The sequence below is a fragment of the Rhodococcus shunpengi genome, assembly GCF_048381395.1.
Lineage (GTDB): Bacteria > Actinomycetota > Actinomycetes > Mycobacteriales > Mycobacteriaceae > Rhodococcus.
Map to the genome: position 1 here is coordinate 706019 of NZ_JBLWIU010000012.1, position 17349 is coordinate 723367.

A 17349-nucleotide genomic window follows, 5' to 3' on the forward strand; every position below is an offset into this window, starting at 1 on the left:
TCAACTGGTCAGTGCTCGCCGGATGGCGGCGGTGTAGTCGGCGTCGATCCGCTGGGAGATCGCAGCCTGCGGGAACACTCCGGACGATCCGTGGAAGGTTCCGGGATAGAGGTGCAGTTCGGTGGCCACGCCTGCCTGCGTCAACCGCTGGGCGTAGTCGATCCCCTCGTCGCGGAGCGGATCGAAGGAGGTGACCGCGATGTACGCCGGGGGCAACCCGCTGAGGTCGGTGGCCCGCGCGGGGGCGGCGTATGCCGAGGTGGCGGTCCGGTCGGCGTCGGCTCCCAAGTAGTGGCGCCAGCTGTCGATTCCGTTCTGCCGGTTCCACAACGGGGAATCGATGTATTCGGTGGCAGAGGTCGTGAGCAGGCGGTCGTCGAGGACGGGGGAGTCCAGCGCCTGGAAGATCACAGCAGGTCCACCGGTGTCGCGGGCCTTGAGTGCAACTGCCGCGGCGAGTCCGGCGCCGGCGCTGATTCCGGCGAGGACGATCCGGGTCGGGTCGATCCCCAGGTCGTTGTCGCCGGCGACCCAGGTCAGAGCGTCGAACGCGTCGTCGAACGGTGTGGGGAAGGCGTGTTCCGGAGCGAGTCGATAGTTGACGGAGACCACCACCGCGTCCAGGCTCGCGGCGAGGGCCGACGGAACCCGGACGTCGGTTGTGGCGTCGCCGAAGACGAACCCGCCGCCGTGGAAGTAGACGACGCACGGGAGTGGTTGCGCGGTGCGCTCTTCCGGTTCGAACACGACGAGGCCGATGTCGGAGCCGTCGGCTGCGGGTGCGGTTCGGTGGTGCACTGCGACGCCTGCGGGTACGGCCGTCATCGGATCTTCGGTCCTCATGGACCGGATGACTGCGCGCGCCTTCTCGGCGTCGGCGACGTCGAGTTCGGGGAGGAATCCCATCATCGGCCGGTATTCGGGATCGACGGCGTAGGACATCGATTCCTCTCCTTGTGCGCTAGGAACGAGTGCTCCGGTCGACCGCGACCGGAACTGTGTGACGTGACTGCGATCACTGCGGCTGAGAGAACTGTAGCCATTGGCTACTTTCTCGTCAACCATCAATCGTGATGTTTCCCGGAGCAGGCTCGCTTCGACTCAGAAACCCGACATGTCGTAGGGGTATTTGTTGGTGGCTCCGCCGTCCACGACCATCACCTGGCCGGTGATCGTCCGGGCGAGGTCACTCACGAGGAAGGTCAGGGCGCTCGCGACGTCGGCCGGCAGCGTCAACCGCTGGAGCGGAATCTGGGTGCGGGTGTTCTCGAGTGCCTCGGAGTCGAGCACTGCCGAGATCCGCGGTGTGACGACGAATCCGGGGGCCACCGCATTGACGCGAACACCGAACGGCCCCAATTCGATCGATGCGGACCTGACCAGTGAGCCGAGCGCCGCCTTGTAGACGCCGTAGGCGGCGTGCACCGGAGAGCTGCCGATACCGGAGACCGACGAGACGAACGTGACGGACCCTTCGCCGCGGTCGCGCAGCCGGCGACCGAAATGCCGCAGCGTGAGCACCGCGTGACGCAGGACGATGGACTCCTCCCAGCTCCAGTCCTCGTCGCTGATGTCGAGAAGAGAGCCGTAGCGCGCCATGCCGATGACATCGACGACGCCGTCGAGCTCACCCGCCCGGTCGGCCAACGCTGCCATGTCGGAGTTGTCGGTGGCATCGACCTGCTCCGAGGTGGCCCGGGAACCGAGCTCGGCGCACACCGCGTCGGCGCGGTCCCGGTCCACGTCGACGACGATCACCTCGGCACCGAGCTGGGCGAGGGCGTGGGAGACCTGTCGTCCCATTCCCTGCCCGCCACCGAGTACGAGGTAGCGGCGTTGTGAGAGATCGAATCGACTGCGGTAATCGATGATCCGGTCGCTCTCGGCGGGACCGTGCGGCGGCGCGGAATCCTGGGACATGGGTACTCCGATCGGGAGAACGGGAGGCCTCGGGGCCGTGGTGTGATGGGCGTGGCCCCGATGCGTGCGGGTGCATCGGGGCCACGATCGGTACGTGTCAGACCATCTTCGGAGCCGGGGAAGGCTCCTCGACCGGCTCCGCGTCGACGGATTCGGTGTCGCCCGTGATGAGCGAGGCCTCGGGTGCTGCGCTGCTGTTGCTGTTCGGCATGGTGGCAATCACCACGATGCCCAGAAGTGCTGCAGCGCCGACGACGCCGGAGGCGGCGTAGGGATTGCCCGTGATCGCGGTGAACTTCCCTGCGAGATAGGGGCCGAGGCCTCCACCGATCGCCGAGCCGAGACCGAATCCGATGGCAGCGCCCGTGTAGCGGACCGCGGCGGGGAATGCCGACGTGAGCGTCGCGTAGACGGGGACGGCGGATGCGCCGGCCAGGCCGACGAGGAGCATGTGCCCGCCGGCGGTGACGATCAGGTTTCCGCCGGTGGCCTTCATGAAGTACATGATCGGGAACATCGAGACCAGGATGATGCCCAGGCCGATGACCATGGTGTTCCTGCGGCCGGCCCTGTCGATCAGGAAGCCGGCACCGAAACCGATGACCACGGCGAAGGTCGATCCGGCGGTGGCGATCCAGGCGGTGACTCCCGGGGCCATATCCACCTGCTGCTGCAGGAACAACGGCATGTACGCCGGAACTACATACCCGATCGCGAGGACCGAGGTGCTGAGTGCGATCACCCGGAGCAGGGTCGCGGGGTACCGCGTGACGACCGAACGCACGGGGGAGGACTGGACCTTGTGCGCACCGGCGAGTTCCTGGAAATCTGGCGACTCTTCCAGGCGCTTGCGCAGATACAGCACGTACAGCATCAACGGCAGCGACATGAGGAGCGGAATCCGCCAGCCCCAGTTCGCCATCGTCTCTTCGGACGTCAGGGTGGTGGTGAGTGCGACGGCCAGGGGAGCGAGAGCGCCACCGAATGCGAATCCCACCGGGGTCATCGCGCTCAGGATGCCGTAGTTCTTGGCGGAGGCGTGCTCGGCGACGAAGGTGGCCGAACCCATCTGCTCGCCGCCGGCGAAGAAGCCCTGCAACATGCGGGTGAGTACGAGCAGGACCGGGGCCATGATTCCGACGGTGGCGTGAGTCGGCAACAGGCCCATGAGAATGGTTGCCCCGCCCATGCCGGAGATCGTGACGATCAAGGCAAAGCGGCGGCCGTATCGGTCACCGATCCGACCGAAGACGATGCCGCCGATGGGGCGTGCGAGGAATCCGGTGCCGAGAACCGCGAGGGAGCTCAGGACTCCGGCCGCGGGGTTGTCGCTGGGAAAGAACAGAGGCGACAGGTAGGCGATGAGGAAGGTGAAGACCATGAAGTCGTAGGCCTCGACGGCAGTTCCGAAGAAGCCTGCGAGCGACGCCCTGCGGGCCACGCTCGGTGACGGCGCGATCTCGGGTGAGTTCATATCGATCCTGTTCGGTTGTGTCCGGTGTGCTCACCGGGGAAAGTTCGGTTCCGATTCACACTCGACGTGTTCCGGCCTCGTCCAGGCCGCTGCCGGGCACGTAGCCGAGCAGCGTCCGGGACTCCGACACGAACGGAGTGGTGACGCGGTCGGAGATCTGCCAGGCGGCAGCCGATCCGGACCGCACGTATTCGACGTCGTAGTAACCCACGAGCCGCTGCGACGGTGATCCCGGAGCGTCGAACGAGCCGAACCATTCCATGTGGATTCGGCTCGTGGCGCGATCGCCGTCGATGGTGATCTGCGGGAGGTGCATCAGATGGATACCGGTGAACGGAGCGTCCTCGCAGAATGCGCGGAGGGATTGCCGGCCCTGGACGAACGTACCCTTCGACAGTTCCGGACCCCCATCGCGTGACCGGTAGATCCCGTCCGGCGTGAACAGTGACGACCAGGTCGCTCCGTCTCGATCGTCGAAGGAACGCGCGTAGAGGCCCTCCAGTTCCAGGATCGCCAGGCGATCCTCCATCGCCCGGATCCTGTACTCGTTGTCCGTGGCGCTTCCGTGCAACGTCGTGGGTGGCACTTCATCCTCCTGAACTGGGGCAACAGCGGCAAGATTCGACATGCGCACGAAACGATCCATGACCAAGGTCGAGCCGGGACGCAGTCGGCGGAACGGTGGTCGGCACGACATTTGGGCGGTCCTCGCAGCGTTCGCCGACGCGACCGCACCCGGCACCCGACGACCGTCTGCGGTCGTGAGGAACCACCACCGACCCAGTGACTGCCGTCACAGTAGCCATTGGCTACGCTTGCGTCAATATGTGTCGGCATGTTGTTCCGCCGAGCGGGATGACAGGGCGTCGGAGATTCGCAAAGATGAGGTGTGACATCGGAACACCGCTCGGTCGCCGTCTGTACCGGCAAGCGGGATTCGTCACGCGAATCCCGCTGTCGCTGATCATGATAGGGTCTGCGCCATAATGGAGCACCTCAGTGAGACCGCCGCTTTCGCCGACGACGTCTGGACCACGCCGCAGGTGGCGAGCTTCCTGGGTATCAGTCGTCAGGCGATCAACAAGCGTGTCCGGAGCCGGAAGATGCTCGGATATGCGGGCGACGGGGTGACGCTCTTTCCCTTGTGGCAGTTCGATACCGAGACCCACACGATCCATCCCGAGGTCCCCGAGTTCCTCGCGGCCTTCGACGAGGACATCGAACCTGCTGCGATCGCCCTGTGGGCGATCACGAAGGTCGACGGATTCGATCGAACGCCCGTGGAACTGCTGCTGGATCCCGAAACCAAGGACGACGCGCTGCGGTTGGCCGGCACCTGCACGACCGACGCGATCGAGGAACATCCTGCCCTGCAGGCCGAGCCCGCCCCCGAAGTCGCGGAGAAGAAGGTCGCCGAGTGGAGACCCACCCGGCCAGGGGCGTCCGGAGCGCAGGAGGCCATCCTTCGCGCCGCCGCGGATCTCTTCGCGCGTAAAGGCCCTGCGAAGGTGACGCTCCGGGAGGTCGCTGCCGAGGCGGACGTGTCGTACGGATTGATCCACCGTTTCTACCGCACCAAGGAGAACCTGCTGGTGGCGGTGATGGAATTGCTGGTCGGCTACGGCGGCGACCGCCTGACCGCGGAGAAGGATGCCTACGACGCGATCGACAACTCCATCGGCGCAGACCTCGACGCCGGTCAGTTCGGCCGGATGCTGATGTGGTCGATCTTTGAGGGCATCGAGCCGGACCGGCTGCTCGGCGAAGCGCGGTCGCGTGGATACCGCCAACACATCGAGGCGCTGTGGAAGAACCCCACCCCGCCGCAGATCCGGGGCGAGTTCGATCCGAGCGTGCTGGCGGCGCTGGTCGGTGTCATCGGCTCGGTGTGGGATCTGTACGAGCCGTACATGATCGAGCTCTCCGACAACCGGTGGCGCAGCCGCGACGACCTGCGCCGAGAGGTCAGCGACCTGCTCAAGTTGCTCGTCTACGCCGCTCGGCCGGACCGCTGACCGAAGAGAAAACGCAAGAACAGGCGGACGGCCCCCGAAGGGATCGTCCGCCTGTTCCGTCGAGAGGGCGTTGTCAGGACGGCATCAGCAGCACACCGCGGTCGAGCCTTCCGTTACGGGCGTCGTCCACGAGGGACTCGAAGCTCTCCAGCTCGTAGGTCTTGGTGACGAGCTCGTCGAGGAGGAGTCGGCCGGACCGGTACATTTCCACGTACTTCGGGATGTCCGCGCCCGGGCGTGAGGAGCCGTAGCGACATCCCAGTACCGAGCGGTCCATGTAGAAGGTGGTGGCCGGTACCGACAACTTGGCCTCGGGCCCGGCGACACCGAGCATGATCAGCTGCCCGCCCCAGTCGAGCATCTCCATCGCCTGGCTGGTGATGGCCTCCCCGCCGACGCAGTCGAAGACATGGGTGGCGCCGCCGTCGGTGAGATCCCGGATCGCGGCGACGGTGTCGCCGGCGGTCGCGTCGACGAAGTGGGTGGCGCCGAACAGGGTGGTCTTCGGCTCCTTGTCGGGGTTCGTGTCGATGGCGACGATCGTCGTGGCCCCGGCGATGCGGGCGGCCTGGATGACGTTGAGACCGATGCCGCCGGCTCCGATGACGACCACCGAGTCGCCGGGAGCGACACGGGCACGGTTGAACACCGCTCCGGCGCCGGTGAGCACCGCGCAGCCGATCAGGCACGCCGTCGACAGCGGGACCTCCTTCGAGATCGGCACTGCCTGTCCGGCCTTGACGACGATGCGCTCGGTGAAGGTCGACAACGCTGCGTAGTTGTGGATCGGGGTGCCGTCGAGTTCGAAGGGGGTCTCTCGATTGCCGAACGAAGCGCGGCACATCGTGGGGCGTCCGGAGGTGCATGCGGCGCACTGACCGCAGGTCGCCAGGGTCGACAGCACGACGTGGTCGCCGACGGCGGGAGTGCTCACACCCGGTCCGACGGCCTCGACGATACCGGCGCCCTCGTGCCCGAGGATGACGGGTGTGGGGAAGGGGATCTTGCCGTTGACGACGCTCAGGTCGCTCTGGCACAGGCCGCTCGCGACGATGCGGACCTGAACTTCACCGGGGCCGGGATCGCGGACGGTGACACCGTCGACCAGCTTGTTGACGGTGCCGTCGAAGACGATGGCTTTCAATTCTCGACCTCGCTGTCAATGTGAACCCACCCGGGCGGTGCGAGGACACGCAGCGGGATGCGGGCGGGAAACGAAGGGGTGGTGGGAAATCCGGGGCCACCGAAGTGGCACCTGTATCGATGTCGGTGATGCTATGGCCGGCGGGTCCGACCGTCAAGCGTGGCGTCGATGCCGCCTTCATCTGGCGAAACAAGGCGAAGTCCTCAGCATGTTGACGTAAACGTAGCCAATGGCTACAGTGATGCCAGTCACGGCATGTGGTTGCAGTGGCCCCGGCTACTGAGCGGAGGATGCTCTGCCGGAGACCGGTGAACGGGCGTGCCCACGCATGCCTGTCGAGTGCGATCCGTGAAAGCCCTCGTCGTGGAAAGTCTTCTGCGCAGGTGCCGAAAGTGCCTCTGTTGCAACAGTTCAGGAGGATGAAGTGTCGCCCATGGCGTTATCGATGAAGCCGACGGGGTGGTTCCAGATCGGTTGGTCCGCCGACCTCGAGATCGGCGATGTGAAGCCGCTGCGTTACTTCGGTCAGGATCTCGTCGCCTATCGCACCCAGAGCGGTCGCCTGGTGGTTCTGAACGCATACTGCGAGCACCTCGGCGCCCACATGGGCCACGGTGGCACGGTGGCCGGCGACGACATCCAATGTCCCTTCCACGGCTGGCAGTGGAGCCCGGAAGGTCGCAACACCTGCATCCCGTACCAGAAGGCCACGAACCGGGTTCGCAGGATCGGTACCTGGTCGACCGTCGAGCGCGACGGGATCATGTACATCTGGCACGACGTCGAGGGACGCGACCCCCTGTACGACGTGCCCAGCATCTTCGACCTCTTTCCGAACTGCGGTTCGGCGAGCGACTACCACGAGCCGGGGGAGGCCGGCCGCTTCGAATCGGCCGAGTTGCCGATCCACCCGCAGTACGCCGCAGAGAACGGCGTCGACTTCGCGCACTTCAAGTACGTCCACCGCGCCGACGAGATCCCGACCGTCGTCCACCGCGAGTTCGGCGAGTACGACTTCAAGACCGAACTGGCGCTGAACTTCAAGCGTCGCGGCGCCGACGGGGCATTCGAACTCGTCGAGGGCCGGACCAGGGCGTCGCTCCTCGGTCTGGGACTGGGCTTCTCGTACGCCGACGGCGTCGGCGCCATCTGCTCGTTGACCGCGGTGACCCCCGTCGACGACGAGCGCTCGATCGTGCGCTTCTCCGCGTGGGCGAGCAAGGAGGACGGCCAGGGCGACGCGCGAGTGGCGAAGCGACAGCGCAATGCCATCGGCCAGCTCGAGGCCGACATCGCGATATGGGAACACCAGCGCTACACCGAACCGCCGGGCCTGGCGACCGCCGAGGCCGCAGGTTTCCGCGACATCCGCCAGTGGGCTCGCCGCTTCTACCCCGAAGGCCACCTCGGCCACGGCGCCGCCGAGCAGACCGCAGGCACCGACGAATTCCAGGTGGACAACGGCTCATGAGACCGACACTGACAGCAGAACACGAGGCCTGGCGCGCCGAGATCCGCGAGTTCCTCGACGCCGAGTTGCCGAAAGAGCATGCTTTCAATCCCGAATTCGACGACGCCCCCGAACAGTGGGCGATCGCCGTCGAATTCAGCAAGAAGATCGCCGCCAAGGGATGGATCGGCCTGACCTGGCCGAAGGAGTACGGCGGCAAGGGGTTGACCCCGATCTTCAATCAGATCTTCCTCGAGGAGCTGTACGCGGCCGACGCGCCGCTGATCAACTCTGTCGGCATCTTCCTTGCCGCCGGCACCATCCTGGTGGGTGGCACCGAGGAACAGAAGAAGCGGCTGCTGCCCGACATCGCCAACATGCGCACCCTCTGGGCCGAGGGCCTGACCGAACCAGGTGCCGGTTCCGACCTCGGCTCCCTGCGGACCAAGGCCGTCAAGGACGGCGACGACTGGGTCATCACCGGCGAGAAGGCATTCACCTCCTGGGGACCGATGTCGGACGTGCTGTACGTGGCCGCCCGCACCGACCCCGAGGCGAGCCTGAGCGCCGGCGTCAGCATCTTCGTCGTCGACCTGAACAGCCCCGGCGTCACCCTGCACCCGATGCGCAACTACGGCGGCGGCGTCCAGTCCAGCACCTTCCTCGACCACGTTCGCGTGCCGGCGTCCTCGCTGATCGGTGAGGAGCGCAAGGGCTGGCAGTACATCATGCGTGCCTTCTACGCGTCGGGAACCGTCGAACCGATCTACGCGATGCAGGAAGCGCGGCTGCGCGACCTGCTCGAGTACTGCAAGGCGATCCCCGGCAAGCTCGACGACCCGCACGTGAAGGCCGACCTGGCCGAACTCGCCGGCATCGTCCAGACCCAGCGTCTGCTCGCCTACGAGATCATCGGCGACAACGCGCACGGTCGCCAGACCCCATGGGGCGGTGGCGTCCAGCAGGTCGCCGCCAAGGAGTACGAACCGTTGTTCGCGCAGATCTACGACCGGGTGCTCGGCCCGACCAGCCAGCTGCGGTCGGGATCGTCGTACGCCCCCCTCAACGGAAAGCCCGAGGCGTGGTACCGGCAGTCCTTCGCCAACCACGCCGGAGGAACGTCCCAACTCAAGCGGATGGTGCTCGCGACGCGGGGCCTCGGCCTGCCCCGATAGGAGCTGAAGATGGAATTGGCATGGGGCGAGGACTTCGCTGCCCTCGCAGATGTGAGCAAGTCGGTGTTCGCGCGGTACTCGCCGCTCGAGGACCGATCCAACACGGTTCCGTTCGCGGACCAGGTCGTGCAGTTCGCCGAACTCGGCTGGCTGCAGCTCGGTGACCCGACCGGCGCCGACGCCGACAGCCCGTCGCTCGCGACGATCGCCGGCATCTTCGTCGAGGCGGGACGGACGCTGGCCGCCACTCCGCTGCTCGAACTGACGATGTCCCGCGACACCGCGCTGGTGATCGGCACCGACGAGGCGACTGGCCTCGCCAAGCGCATCGGCAACGGTGAGGTCGTGGTGGTCCCGGTATTCCCGTCTCCCGAGTGGGGTTCGGCGGTGACCTACGAGAACGGCACGCTCGACGGGGTCGCGCTGGCCGTGGACCACGCGGGCGACGCCGACAGCTTCCTCGTGTACGCACCCGGTGCGGAAAGCGTTGTGGCCGTGGTGGAGGCGAGCTTCGCAACCGCTGTCGAGGCGATGCCGAACATGGGCGGGTACCCGATGTTCGCGGTGACCTTCGACAAGGTGCCGGTGGCCGACGGTGCCGTGCTGGCCCGCGGCGCCGACGCCGACCGTGCCGTCGAGGTCGCAGAGCAGCGCGCAGCGGTGTTGCGCGCGGCACAGCTCTACGGCGCCGGACTGAAGCTGCTCGACATCACCGTGCTGTACGCGCAGCAGCGGCACCAGTTCGGTGGTCCGATCGGACGCTTCCAGGCGGTGCAGTACCTGTGCACCGACCTCGCGATTGCTGCGCACTTCACCTCGGTGCACGCCCGGTCGGCGGCTACCGCCCTCGACGCCGGTCTCGATGTGCAGCCGCACATCGGTCTGATGCGCAAGCAGGCGGCGAGGGCCGCGCAGGAGATCGTCCACTCGGCGCACGAGGTCCACGCCGGCATCGGATACATGATCGAGTCGAACGTGCACCTGTTCACCGACGCCGCCAAGCGCTGGCAGTTCGATTTCGGTTCTGCCGCACGCAACGACGCGGATATCGTCGATGCTCTCGACCGCATCTACACCGGGACCGGCCGATGAGCTACATCGACTACCGCGTCGACGACGCCGTCGCCGTCATCAGCCTGAACCGTCCGGACCAGCACAACGCGCAGGACGCATCGCTGTTGCAGGACCTCGACGCCCGCTGGCAGGAGGCCGCCCGCGACGACGACGTCAAGGTGATCGTCGTGCGTGCCAACGGCGACAACTTCTCCGCCGGCCACGACCTGAAGACCGTGGCCCCGGGATACTTCAAGGAGGGTAAGACGACCCTCGAGAGCGCCTACGGGTGGGAGACCGAACACTACCTCGGTTTCTCCCGCAAGTGGCGCGACGTGCCGAAGCCGTCGATCGCGGCGGTCCAGGGTGCCTGCGTCGCAGGTGCTCTCAACGTCATCTGGCCGTGCGATCTGATCGTCGCGGCCGACAACACCTACTTCAGCGACCCCGTCGTGAAGTTCGGTGTCGGTGGTGTCGAATACCACGCGCACACCTGGGAACTCGGAGCTCGCCGTGCCAAGGAGATGCTGTTCACGGCCCGCAGGTTCACCGCGGCCGAGGCGTTGACCGCGGGCATGGTGAACCGCGTGGTCCCGCTCGATGAACTCGACACGCAGACCATGGGCCTCGCGCATGAGATCGCGCAGATGGATCCGTGGGGACTGGCCACCGCCAAGCGTGCCGTCAACCAGACTCTCGACATCATGGGTCAGCAGGCAGCCCTGCAGTCGGCCTTCGACATCCACTGGCACGGGCACGCGAACGCCTTGCTGCGCACCGGATATCCGCTCTTGACGCCCGGTCCGCTCCCGTCGGGAGCGAACACGAAGGAGGAGAAGTCGTGATCTCGGACATCGCGCCGAACGACGTAGTCTCCCTGTGGGATCTGCTGGCCCTGCGGGCGGAGACCACAGGTGACGCCGTCGCCCTCATCGACGAGCACGATCGCCGCATGACCTTCGCCGAAGTCGTCTCCGTGGCCGAGCGTGTCGCGGCCGGACTCCTGGCCCGCGGGATCGAACCCGGCTCGACGGTGAGCTGGCAGTTGCCCACCCGCATCGAAACCGTCGTACTCAGCCTGGCGCTGTCGCGTCTCGGCGTGATCCAGAACCCGATCATCCCGCTCTACCGGGCACGTGAGGTCGGGGCGATGCTCGCCCAGTGCGAATCGGAATGGCTGATCACTCCTGGGCAGTTCCGCGGTTTCGACCACGGCGCGATGGCCGAAGAGTTACGTGCGGCGAGCGGGTCCCGTCTGAACCTGTTGACCGTCTCCTCCGAGTTGCCCGACGACGATCCGGCCACCCTTCCTGCCGCGCCGGTCGGTCGCGACGAGGTGCGCTGGATCTACACCACTTCCGGAACGACATCGGCACCGAAGGGTGTCTGCCATACCGACGGCACGCTCATCGCCGGCGGCGTCTCCCTCGCCGACGCGATCGGTGCGACCGCGGAGGACGTCGGCACCATCTTTTTCCCGTACGCGCACATCGGTGGTCCCGACCTGCTGATCGCGTCACTGGCCACCGGTATGACGCTGGCTGTCATGGAGGTCTACGAGCCGGGCGCCGCGGTGGATCTGATGCGTCGTGCGGGCGTGACCATCACCGGTGGTTCGACCCCGCACTACGCCCTGCTGCTCGAGGAACAGCGGAAGGATCCGGGCACGCGGGTGGTTCCTACCCTGCGCATGCTGGCCGGTGGCGGAGCGCCCATGCCGGAGAAGTTGTTTCGGGACGTACTCGCCGAGGTGGGCATCCCGATCCTGCACGCCTACGGGATGACCGAGTGCCCGATGATCACCTCGGCCCGGATGAGCGACAGCATCGAGCAACTGGCCACCACCTCCGGACGCCCCGTTCTGGGCTGCGAGGTGCAGATCCGTACCGAGGAGGACGACGTGCTGCCCACCGGCGAGGTGGGTCGAGTGTGGCTGCGGGGCCCGATGCTGTTCAAGGAGTACCGCGCCGACGGCGAGATCATCCGTCCCTTCGATGCCGACGGCTGGATGTTCACCGGCGACACCGGAAAGCTCGAGGAGGAGGGTCACCTGGTCCTCGTCGGTCGGGAGAAGGACCTGATCATCCGCAAGGGAGAATCGATCAGCCCCACCGAGATCGAAGAGGTGCTCGCGGCGCATTCCGCGGTCGCGGACGTCGCCGTCATCGGCCTGCCCGACGACCGGTCGGGTGAGCGCATCTGCGCTGTACTGCAACTGCACGACGGTGCAGCCGATCTCGACGTCGACGACATCCGTACGTACTGCCGGGAGGCCGGTATCTCGCCGGCGAAGTTCCCCGAGGACGTCGTGATCGTCTCGGAGATGCCGAAGACCCCGACGATGAAGATCCGCAAGCAGCACCTCCGGCAGTCCGTCATCGACCAGCGGGCACTGTCCGGCGCGGCCGTCGACTGACACGGCCCCCGTGCCCGCCCCCGAATCCGAGAATTGGAAGTTCCCATGCCAGGACGTAGCTTCATAGAGCGCGCCGTCGAGTGCGCCGACACCAATGCGTTGCGGATGGCGCTGTACCAGGCGACCCGCGACGCGGAGATCGCCGCGATCACTCCCGAACGCGTCTTCGGCCCGACGACGGACGCGATCGTGTTCTCCGACGAGGACACCGCGCTCATCCGGGCGAAGGCCGTCGAATACCTGCTCTCGGAGCCGGACGAGTCGGCGCTGCCGGTCCCGTCGCGGGACGAGATCGTCGAGCTGCTCGAGATGGCGGAAGCCCGCACTCTCGGACCCGACGATCTGATCATGCGGCACAAGCTCCCGGCCTTCTCCGATCTGCCCTATCAGGCACAATGGCACGGGGAGAAGGTGATTCCGGAGGGCTACCACGTCGCGATCGTCGGTGCCGGCTTCGCCGGTATCGCCATGGGTGTGCAGCTGGCGAATCTCGGCGTCCCGTTCACGATCTACGAGCGTCGCGTCGAGGTCGGCGGGGTGTGGAGCATCAACACCTATCCCGACGTACGCGTCGACACGGTGAGCTTCACCTACGAGTACGCCTTCGAGAAGAAGTACCCGTGGACCGAGTATTTCGCCCGACAGTCCGACGTGCGCGCGTACATCGACCACGTGGCGCACAAGTACGGTGTGTACGAGCACATCCGGTTCGGCTCCGACATCACCCAAGCCCGCTTCGACGAACCGACGCAGCGCTGGACACTGACCGTGCAGGGCGAGGAGTCCGTCACCGAGGTCGAGGCGAACGTTGTCGTCGCCGCCAGCGGTGTGTTCGCGACGCCGCGTGAACTCTCGGTGGAGGGAGTCTCCGACTTCACCGGTCAGATCGTGCACACCGCCCGGTGGAACGAGGACGTCGAGTACGCCGGCAAGAAGGTCGCCGTGATCGGCAACGGCTCGACGGGTGTGCAGTTGCTGTCGAAGATCGCCGAGAAGGCCGAATCCGTGACGGTGTATCAGCGCACACCGCAGTGGATCTCGCCGCGAACCAATTACGGCGTGCCGATCTCCGACGAACTGCAGTGGCTGATCCAGAAGATGCCGTTCTATTGGAACTGGAACAAGTACGTCGCCGGCCTGGCCACCATCGACCTGCGCAACGTGCTCATGCCGGACGCGGAGTGGATCGCGAACGGGGGGCAGATCAGCAAGCGCAACGACATGCTGCGCGAGATCCTGGTCGGCTACATTTCGGCACAGGTCGACGGCCGACAGGATCTCATCGACAAGCTGGTCCCGGACTACCCGCCGATGACGAGACGTCCGGTGGTCGACAACAACTGGTACGCCTCTCTGACCAGAAACAACGTCGAACTCGTCACGACCCCTATCGCGCGGATGACCGACACGGCGATCGTCACCTCCGACGGGGAGGCCCGCGAGACGGAACTCGTCATCGCCGCGGTCGGTTTCCAGACCGAGAAGTACATCTGGCCGACACAGTACTTCGGCCTCGGAGGTGTGACCCTCGAGGACGTGTGGACCGCGCAGGGTGCGCAGGCGCACCTCGGCATGACGGTGCCCGGCTTCCCGAACATGTTCATGCTGTACGGCCCCAACTCGCAGCCGGTGGCCAGCGGTGCGGGTCTGCCGGTGTGGTTCGAGGTCTGGACCGGCTACATCGCCGAGTGCATCGTGGGGATGCTCGAGAAGGGCCGGGCGTCGATGGTCATCCGCAAGGACGCCTTCGACGAGTACAACGAGCAGTTGCACGAAGAGGCCAAGAAGCTCATCTACCTGATGCCGAACTCGGCGATGGAGAAGAACTACTACGTCAACGAGTTCGGTCGGCTGCAGATGAACGCGCCGTGGAACGGCGAGAAGTACTACGAGCTGTGCGAGAAGCCGGACGAGTCGCACTACGACTTCACCGACGCGCAGTAACGCACTCTCCTCCGAAGTGAAGTTCACTCTGGAGTATCCCGGCGACGTCGCGGGTGCGGAGCCCTGCTTCCGCGAGGGCGCCGTGCTCGCCCGGATCGCCAGGGGCGCAGAGGATCACGGTTTCGAGGCACTGTGTCTCGCCGATCATCCGGCACCGTCTGCGAAGTGGTTCGACGCCGGCGGACACGACAGCTTCGAGCCTGCGGTTGCGCTGGCGTATGCGGCTGCGGCCACCACGTCGCTGAAGTTGATGACCAACCTCTACGTGTTGCCCTTCCGCAATCCGTATCTCGCCGCCAAGGCGTTGACGACCTTGGATCTGCTGTCCGGGGGACGCCTGGTCGTCGGGGTAGGGGCGGGATACCTGCGGTCGGAGTTCGCAGCACTGGGCGTGAACTTCGACGACCGCGCCGCACTGTTCGACGAAGCGATCGACGCCCTGCGCCGTATCTGGATGTCGCCGTCCACGCCGGTGACCGGCGACGGTTTCGGCGGGACGGGACAGATGCGTCTGTACGGTCCTGTGCAGCAACCGCATCCACCGCTGTGGATCGGTGGGAACAGTCGTGCGGCGATCCGGCGGGTGGTGACGGCGGGGGAGGGGTGGTGCCCGGTCGTCGGGTCCGAGGAGATGACCTCCTCCGTTCGGACGGCATCGATGACGGGCGTCGACGGCCTGCGTCGCGCCGTGGGGCGCGTGCGGGACGAACTGCTCCGTGCCGGCCGGGACCCGGCGCAGATCTCGATCCAGGTGGAGGCTCCACCGGTCGATGTCACCGACTCCCACTCCGTGATGCGGTTCGTCGAACGCTCCGACGAATTGGCGAAGGTCGGTGTCACGCACCTGTGTGTGCATGCCGACGCCAGATCGGTCGAAGCCGCGTCGGAATTCGTCGCGGGATTCGGAGAGCAGATCCTCCGGCCGCTGGCGGGTTGACGCCGGTCGTCCCCCCCCGGCAGGTCCGACGTGCTCACACCGATCCGACATTGTCAACGGAAAGATTCCACCGCACGAAACCGTCGGGTTCCTAAATGCTCACCTGCCGTCGCGATTTCGCGGGCCCGCCCGCCGAGGTGATCGGTATTTTCCGGACCGGATCGAAGGCAATCGAAAATTCGGCGGAGTTGTTGACGCAAACGTAGCCGATGGCTACAGTGAGTCCGGTCACAAGTCGTACGGATAGATGTCGTCGTTCACGAATCCGATTCGCTCGTCGTCCGGCATATCCCGAAAACGACCGACAACCACCCCTGCACCTCGTTACCGAGGACCTGATGTTGAGGAGTCGATGTTGAGCACGCGTAAGTCGAACTGGGGCCGTTGGGGCGAAGCGGACGAGCTGGGCGCCCTCAACCACCTCACGCCGGAGCGGGTCCTCGCCGCCCTCCGCCTGCCCAAGACGGGCAAGACCTACAGTCTCAGCATTCCGATCCAGCGATCGGGCGTGCCGAACCTCGAATACCGCGGCATCCCGCAGCGCCTCACCCTCACCAACCATCAGGACGAGGCGATGGCCCTCGCCAACGGTGGTGTCCCCGGCGTCGGTGCCAACGAGGACCAGCTCGTCATGCCGTCGCACACCTCGACGCACATGGACGCGCTGTGCCATGTGTACTCCGAGAACAAGATCTACAACGGCTACCCCGCCGACCAGGTCACCCCGTACTCGGGTGCGGCCAAGTGCAGCATCGACAAGGTCGGCGGCATCGCCGGCCGCGGCGTCCTCATCGACGTCGCGGCGTCGAAGGGTGTCGACCTGCTCGAGCCCGGCTACGTCATCACCGTCGACGACCTGCAGAAGGCGTTGGACGACCAGGGTGTCGAACTGCAGACCGGCGACCTGGTGCTCATCCGCACCGGATGGCTCGAGGACTACCTGGTCAACCAGGGCGAGATGATGCCGCAGCCGGGCATCGGCCTCGAAGCTGCCGCCTTCCTCGCCGAGAAGGACGTCGCGCTGGTCGGTTCCGACAACGCCGCGATCGAGCCCATCCCCTTCGACCAGAACGTCTACCTCGGTGGACACATCATCCTGCTCGTCGAGCACGGCATCTACCTGGTCGAGAACATGAACCTCGCGGAACTCGCCGCAGACCGGTGCTACGAGTTCCTGCTGACCATCGGCGCGCTGAAGATCACCGGCGGCACGGCGAGCCCGGTCACCCCCGTCGCCGTCGGCTGACCGAACCCCCTCACACGAACAGGACCCCCGGATGACTGCGAACACCGAAGCTGCCGTACACACCTACCGCACCTCCCACGTCGGACTGTGTGTCTCCGATCTCGCCAAGAGTCTTCGCTTCTACTGCGACGGACTGGGTTTCACCAAGATCATGGAATACGACATCGACGAGCAGATCCCCGAAGTGGATGCACCGTGCAGCCTCACCTCGTCCTTCCTGGAGAAAGACGGCCTGCGCATCGAACTGCTGTCCTACCGGCAGCCCGGCGTGATCGGCACCCCGCCCACCCGGCGTAACCATCTGGGCATGACCCACCTGTCGTTCTTCGCGGACGACATCGACGCCGCAGCCGACGCGCTGTGCGAATACGGCGGCACCCTGGTGCCGGAGACCCGCGCCGGTCTGAGCGATCCGACCGCACCGCAGTTCGTGTTCGTCGCCGACCCCGACGGCAACCGCGTCGAGCTCATGCACATCCCTGCCGGTACCCCCTGGTGACCGGACCTGCGCCGGATCACGGCTTCCCCTCGATACATCGCTGAATGCGTCACGGCCGACGAACCTCCTCCATCGC

15 protein-coding genes are annotated in these 17349 nt (G+C 66.0%); 10 read left to right on the top strand and 5 right to left on the bottom strand.

Going from position 1 to position 17349, the window contains the following annotated elements; genetic code table 11:
* The 4 genes from ACNJ7K_RS08550 to ACNJ7K_RS08565 all read right to left on the bottom strand — a co-directional run bounded on the left by ACNJ7K_RS08550 (window position 1) and on the right by ACNJ7K_RS08565 (window position 3923).
* Entirely contained in the window at window positions 1-942 is a 942-nt protein-coding gene (locus tag ACNJ7K_RS08550) for an alpha/beta hydrolase (RefSeq protein ID WP_160874621.1), read from the bottom strand.
* A gap of 159 nt (window positions 943-1101) precedes the next feature.
* Entirely contained in the window at window positions 1102-1920 is an 819-nt protein-coding gene (locus tag ACNJ7K_RS08555; RefSeq protein ID WP_450106545.1) for an SDR family NAD(P)-dependent oxidoreductase, read from the bottom strand.
* A gap of 97 nt (window positions 1921-2017) precedes the next feature.
* Entirely contained in the window at window positions 2018-3394 is a 1377-nt protein-coding gene (locus tag ACNJ7K_RS08560) for an MFS transporter (protein ID WP_160874617.1), read from the bottom strand.
* Between the two features lie 55 nt (window positions 3395-3449).
* Entirely contained in the window at window positions 3450-3923 is a 474-nt protein-coding gene (locus ACNJ7K_RS08565; RefSeq protein WP_157788919.1) for a nuclear transport factor 2 family protein, read from the bottom strand.
* A gap of 457 nt (window positions 3924-4380) precedes the next feature.
* Here ACNJ7K_RS08565 and ACNJ7K_RS08570 point away from each other — a divergent pair, with 457 nt between their 5' ends.
* Window positions 4381-5409 (top strand): TetR family transcriptional regulator, encoded by a 1029-nt coding sequence (locus ACNJ7K_RS08570; RefSeq protein ID WP_160874615.1) that lies wholly within the window; start codon window positions 4381-4383, stop codon window positions 5407-5409.
* Between the two features lie 73 nt (window positions 5410-5482).
* Here ACNJ7K_RS08570 and ACNJ7K_RS08575 read toward each other — a convergent pair whose 3' ends face one another.
* Window positions 5483-6553, bottom strand: coding sequence for a Zn-dependent alcohol dehydrogenase (locus ACNJ7K_RS08575; RefSeq protein WP_160874613.1), 1071 nt, complete (start codon window positions 6551-6553; stop codon window positions 5483-5485).
* A 433-nt stretch (window positions 6554-6986) separates the two neighbouring features.
* On the opposite strand from ACNJ7K_RS08575, the gene ACNJ7K_RS08580 reads away from it, so the two are divergent.
* From ACNJ7K_RS08580 to ACNJ7K_RS08620, 9 genes are all read left to right on the top strand, one after another.
* The gene (locus ACNJ7K_RS08580; protein ID WP_277370485.1) at window positions 6987-8024 is read left to right on the top strand and encodes a Rieske 2Fe-2S domain-containing protein; all 1038 of its coding nucleotides are present in this window, start codon (window positions 6987-6989) and stop codon (window positions 8022-8024) included.
* Window positions 8021-9178: an acyl-CoA dehydrogenase family protein gene (locus ACNJ7K_RS08585; RefSeq protein WP_487041480.1), complete on the top strand. Its 1158-nt coding sequence runs from the start codon at window positions 8021-8023 to the stop codon at window positions 9176-9178. The genes ACNJ7K_RS08580 and ACNJ7K_RS08585 overlap by 4 nt, the downstream gene beginning before the upstream one ends.
* 9 nt (window positions 9179-9187) lie before the next feature.
* On the top strand, window positions 9188-10270 hold the full coding sequence (locus ACNJ7K_RS08590; protein ID WP_268654787.1) for an acyl-CoA dehydrogenase family protein: 1083 nt from the start codon (window positions 9188-9190) through the stop codon (window positions 10268-10270).
* Window positions 10267-11076, top strand: a complete 810-nt coding sequence (locus ACNJ7K_RS08595) for an enoyl-CoA hydratase (protein ID WP_277370483.1) — start codon at window positions 10267-10269, stop codon at window positions 11074-11076. Before ACNJ7K_RS08590 ends, ACNJ7K_RS08595 begins: the two co-directional genes overlap by 4 nt.
* Window positions 11073-12647: a class I adenylate-forming enzyme family protein gene (locus ACNJ7K_RS08600; protein WP_277370482.1), complete on the top strand. Its 1575-nt coding sequence runs from the start codon at window positions 11073-11075 to the stop codon at window positions 12645-12647. Before ACNJ7K_RS08595 ends, ACNJ7K_RS08600 begins: the two co-directional genes overlap by 4 nt.
* A 45-nt stretch (window positions 12648-12692) precedes the next feature.
* Window positions 12693-14591, top strand: a complete 1899-nt coding sequence (locus tag ACNJ7K_RS08605; protein ID WP_268654784.1) for a flavin-containing monooxygenase — start codon at window positions 12693-12695, stop codon at window positions 14589-14591.
* Between the two features lie 16 nt (window positions 14592-14607).
* Window positions 14608-15528, top strand: coding sequence for a TIGR03619 family F420-dependent LLM class oxidoreductase (locus ACNJ7K_RS08610; RefSeq protein WP_277370481.1), 921 nt, complete (start codon window positions 14608-14610; stop codon window positions 15526-15528).
* Between the two features lie 352 nt (window positions 15529-15880).
* Window positions 15881-16774, top strand: a complete 894-nt coding sequence (locus ACNJ7K_RS08615) for a cyclase family protein (RefSeq protein WP_160874599.1) — start codon at window positions 15881-15883, stop codon at window positions 16772-16774.
* Window positions 16775-16805: 31 nt separating this feature from the next.
* Window positions 16806-17273 carry a VOC family protein gene (locus ACNJ7K_RS08620; protein ID WP_120280673.1) on the top strand — a complete coding sequence of 156 codons (468 nt, stop codon included), beginning with the start codon at window positions 16806-16808 and terminating at the stop codon, window positions 17271-17273.
* The last annotated feature ends 76 nt before the right edge of the window (window positions 17274-17349 follow it).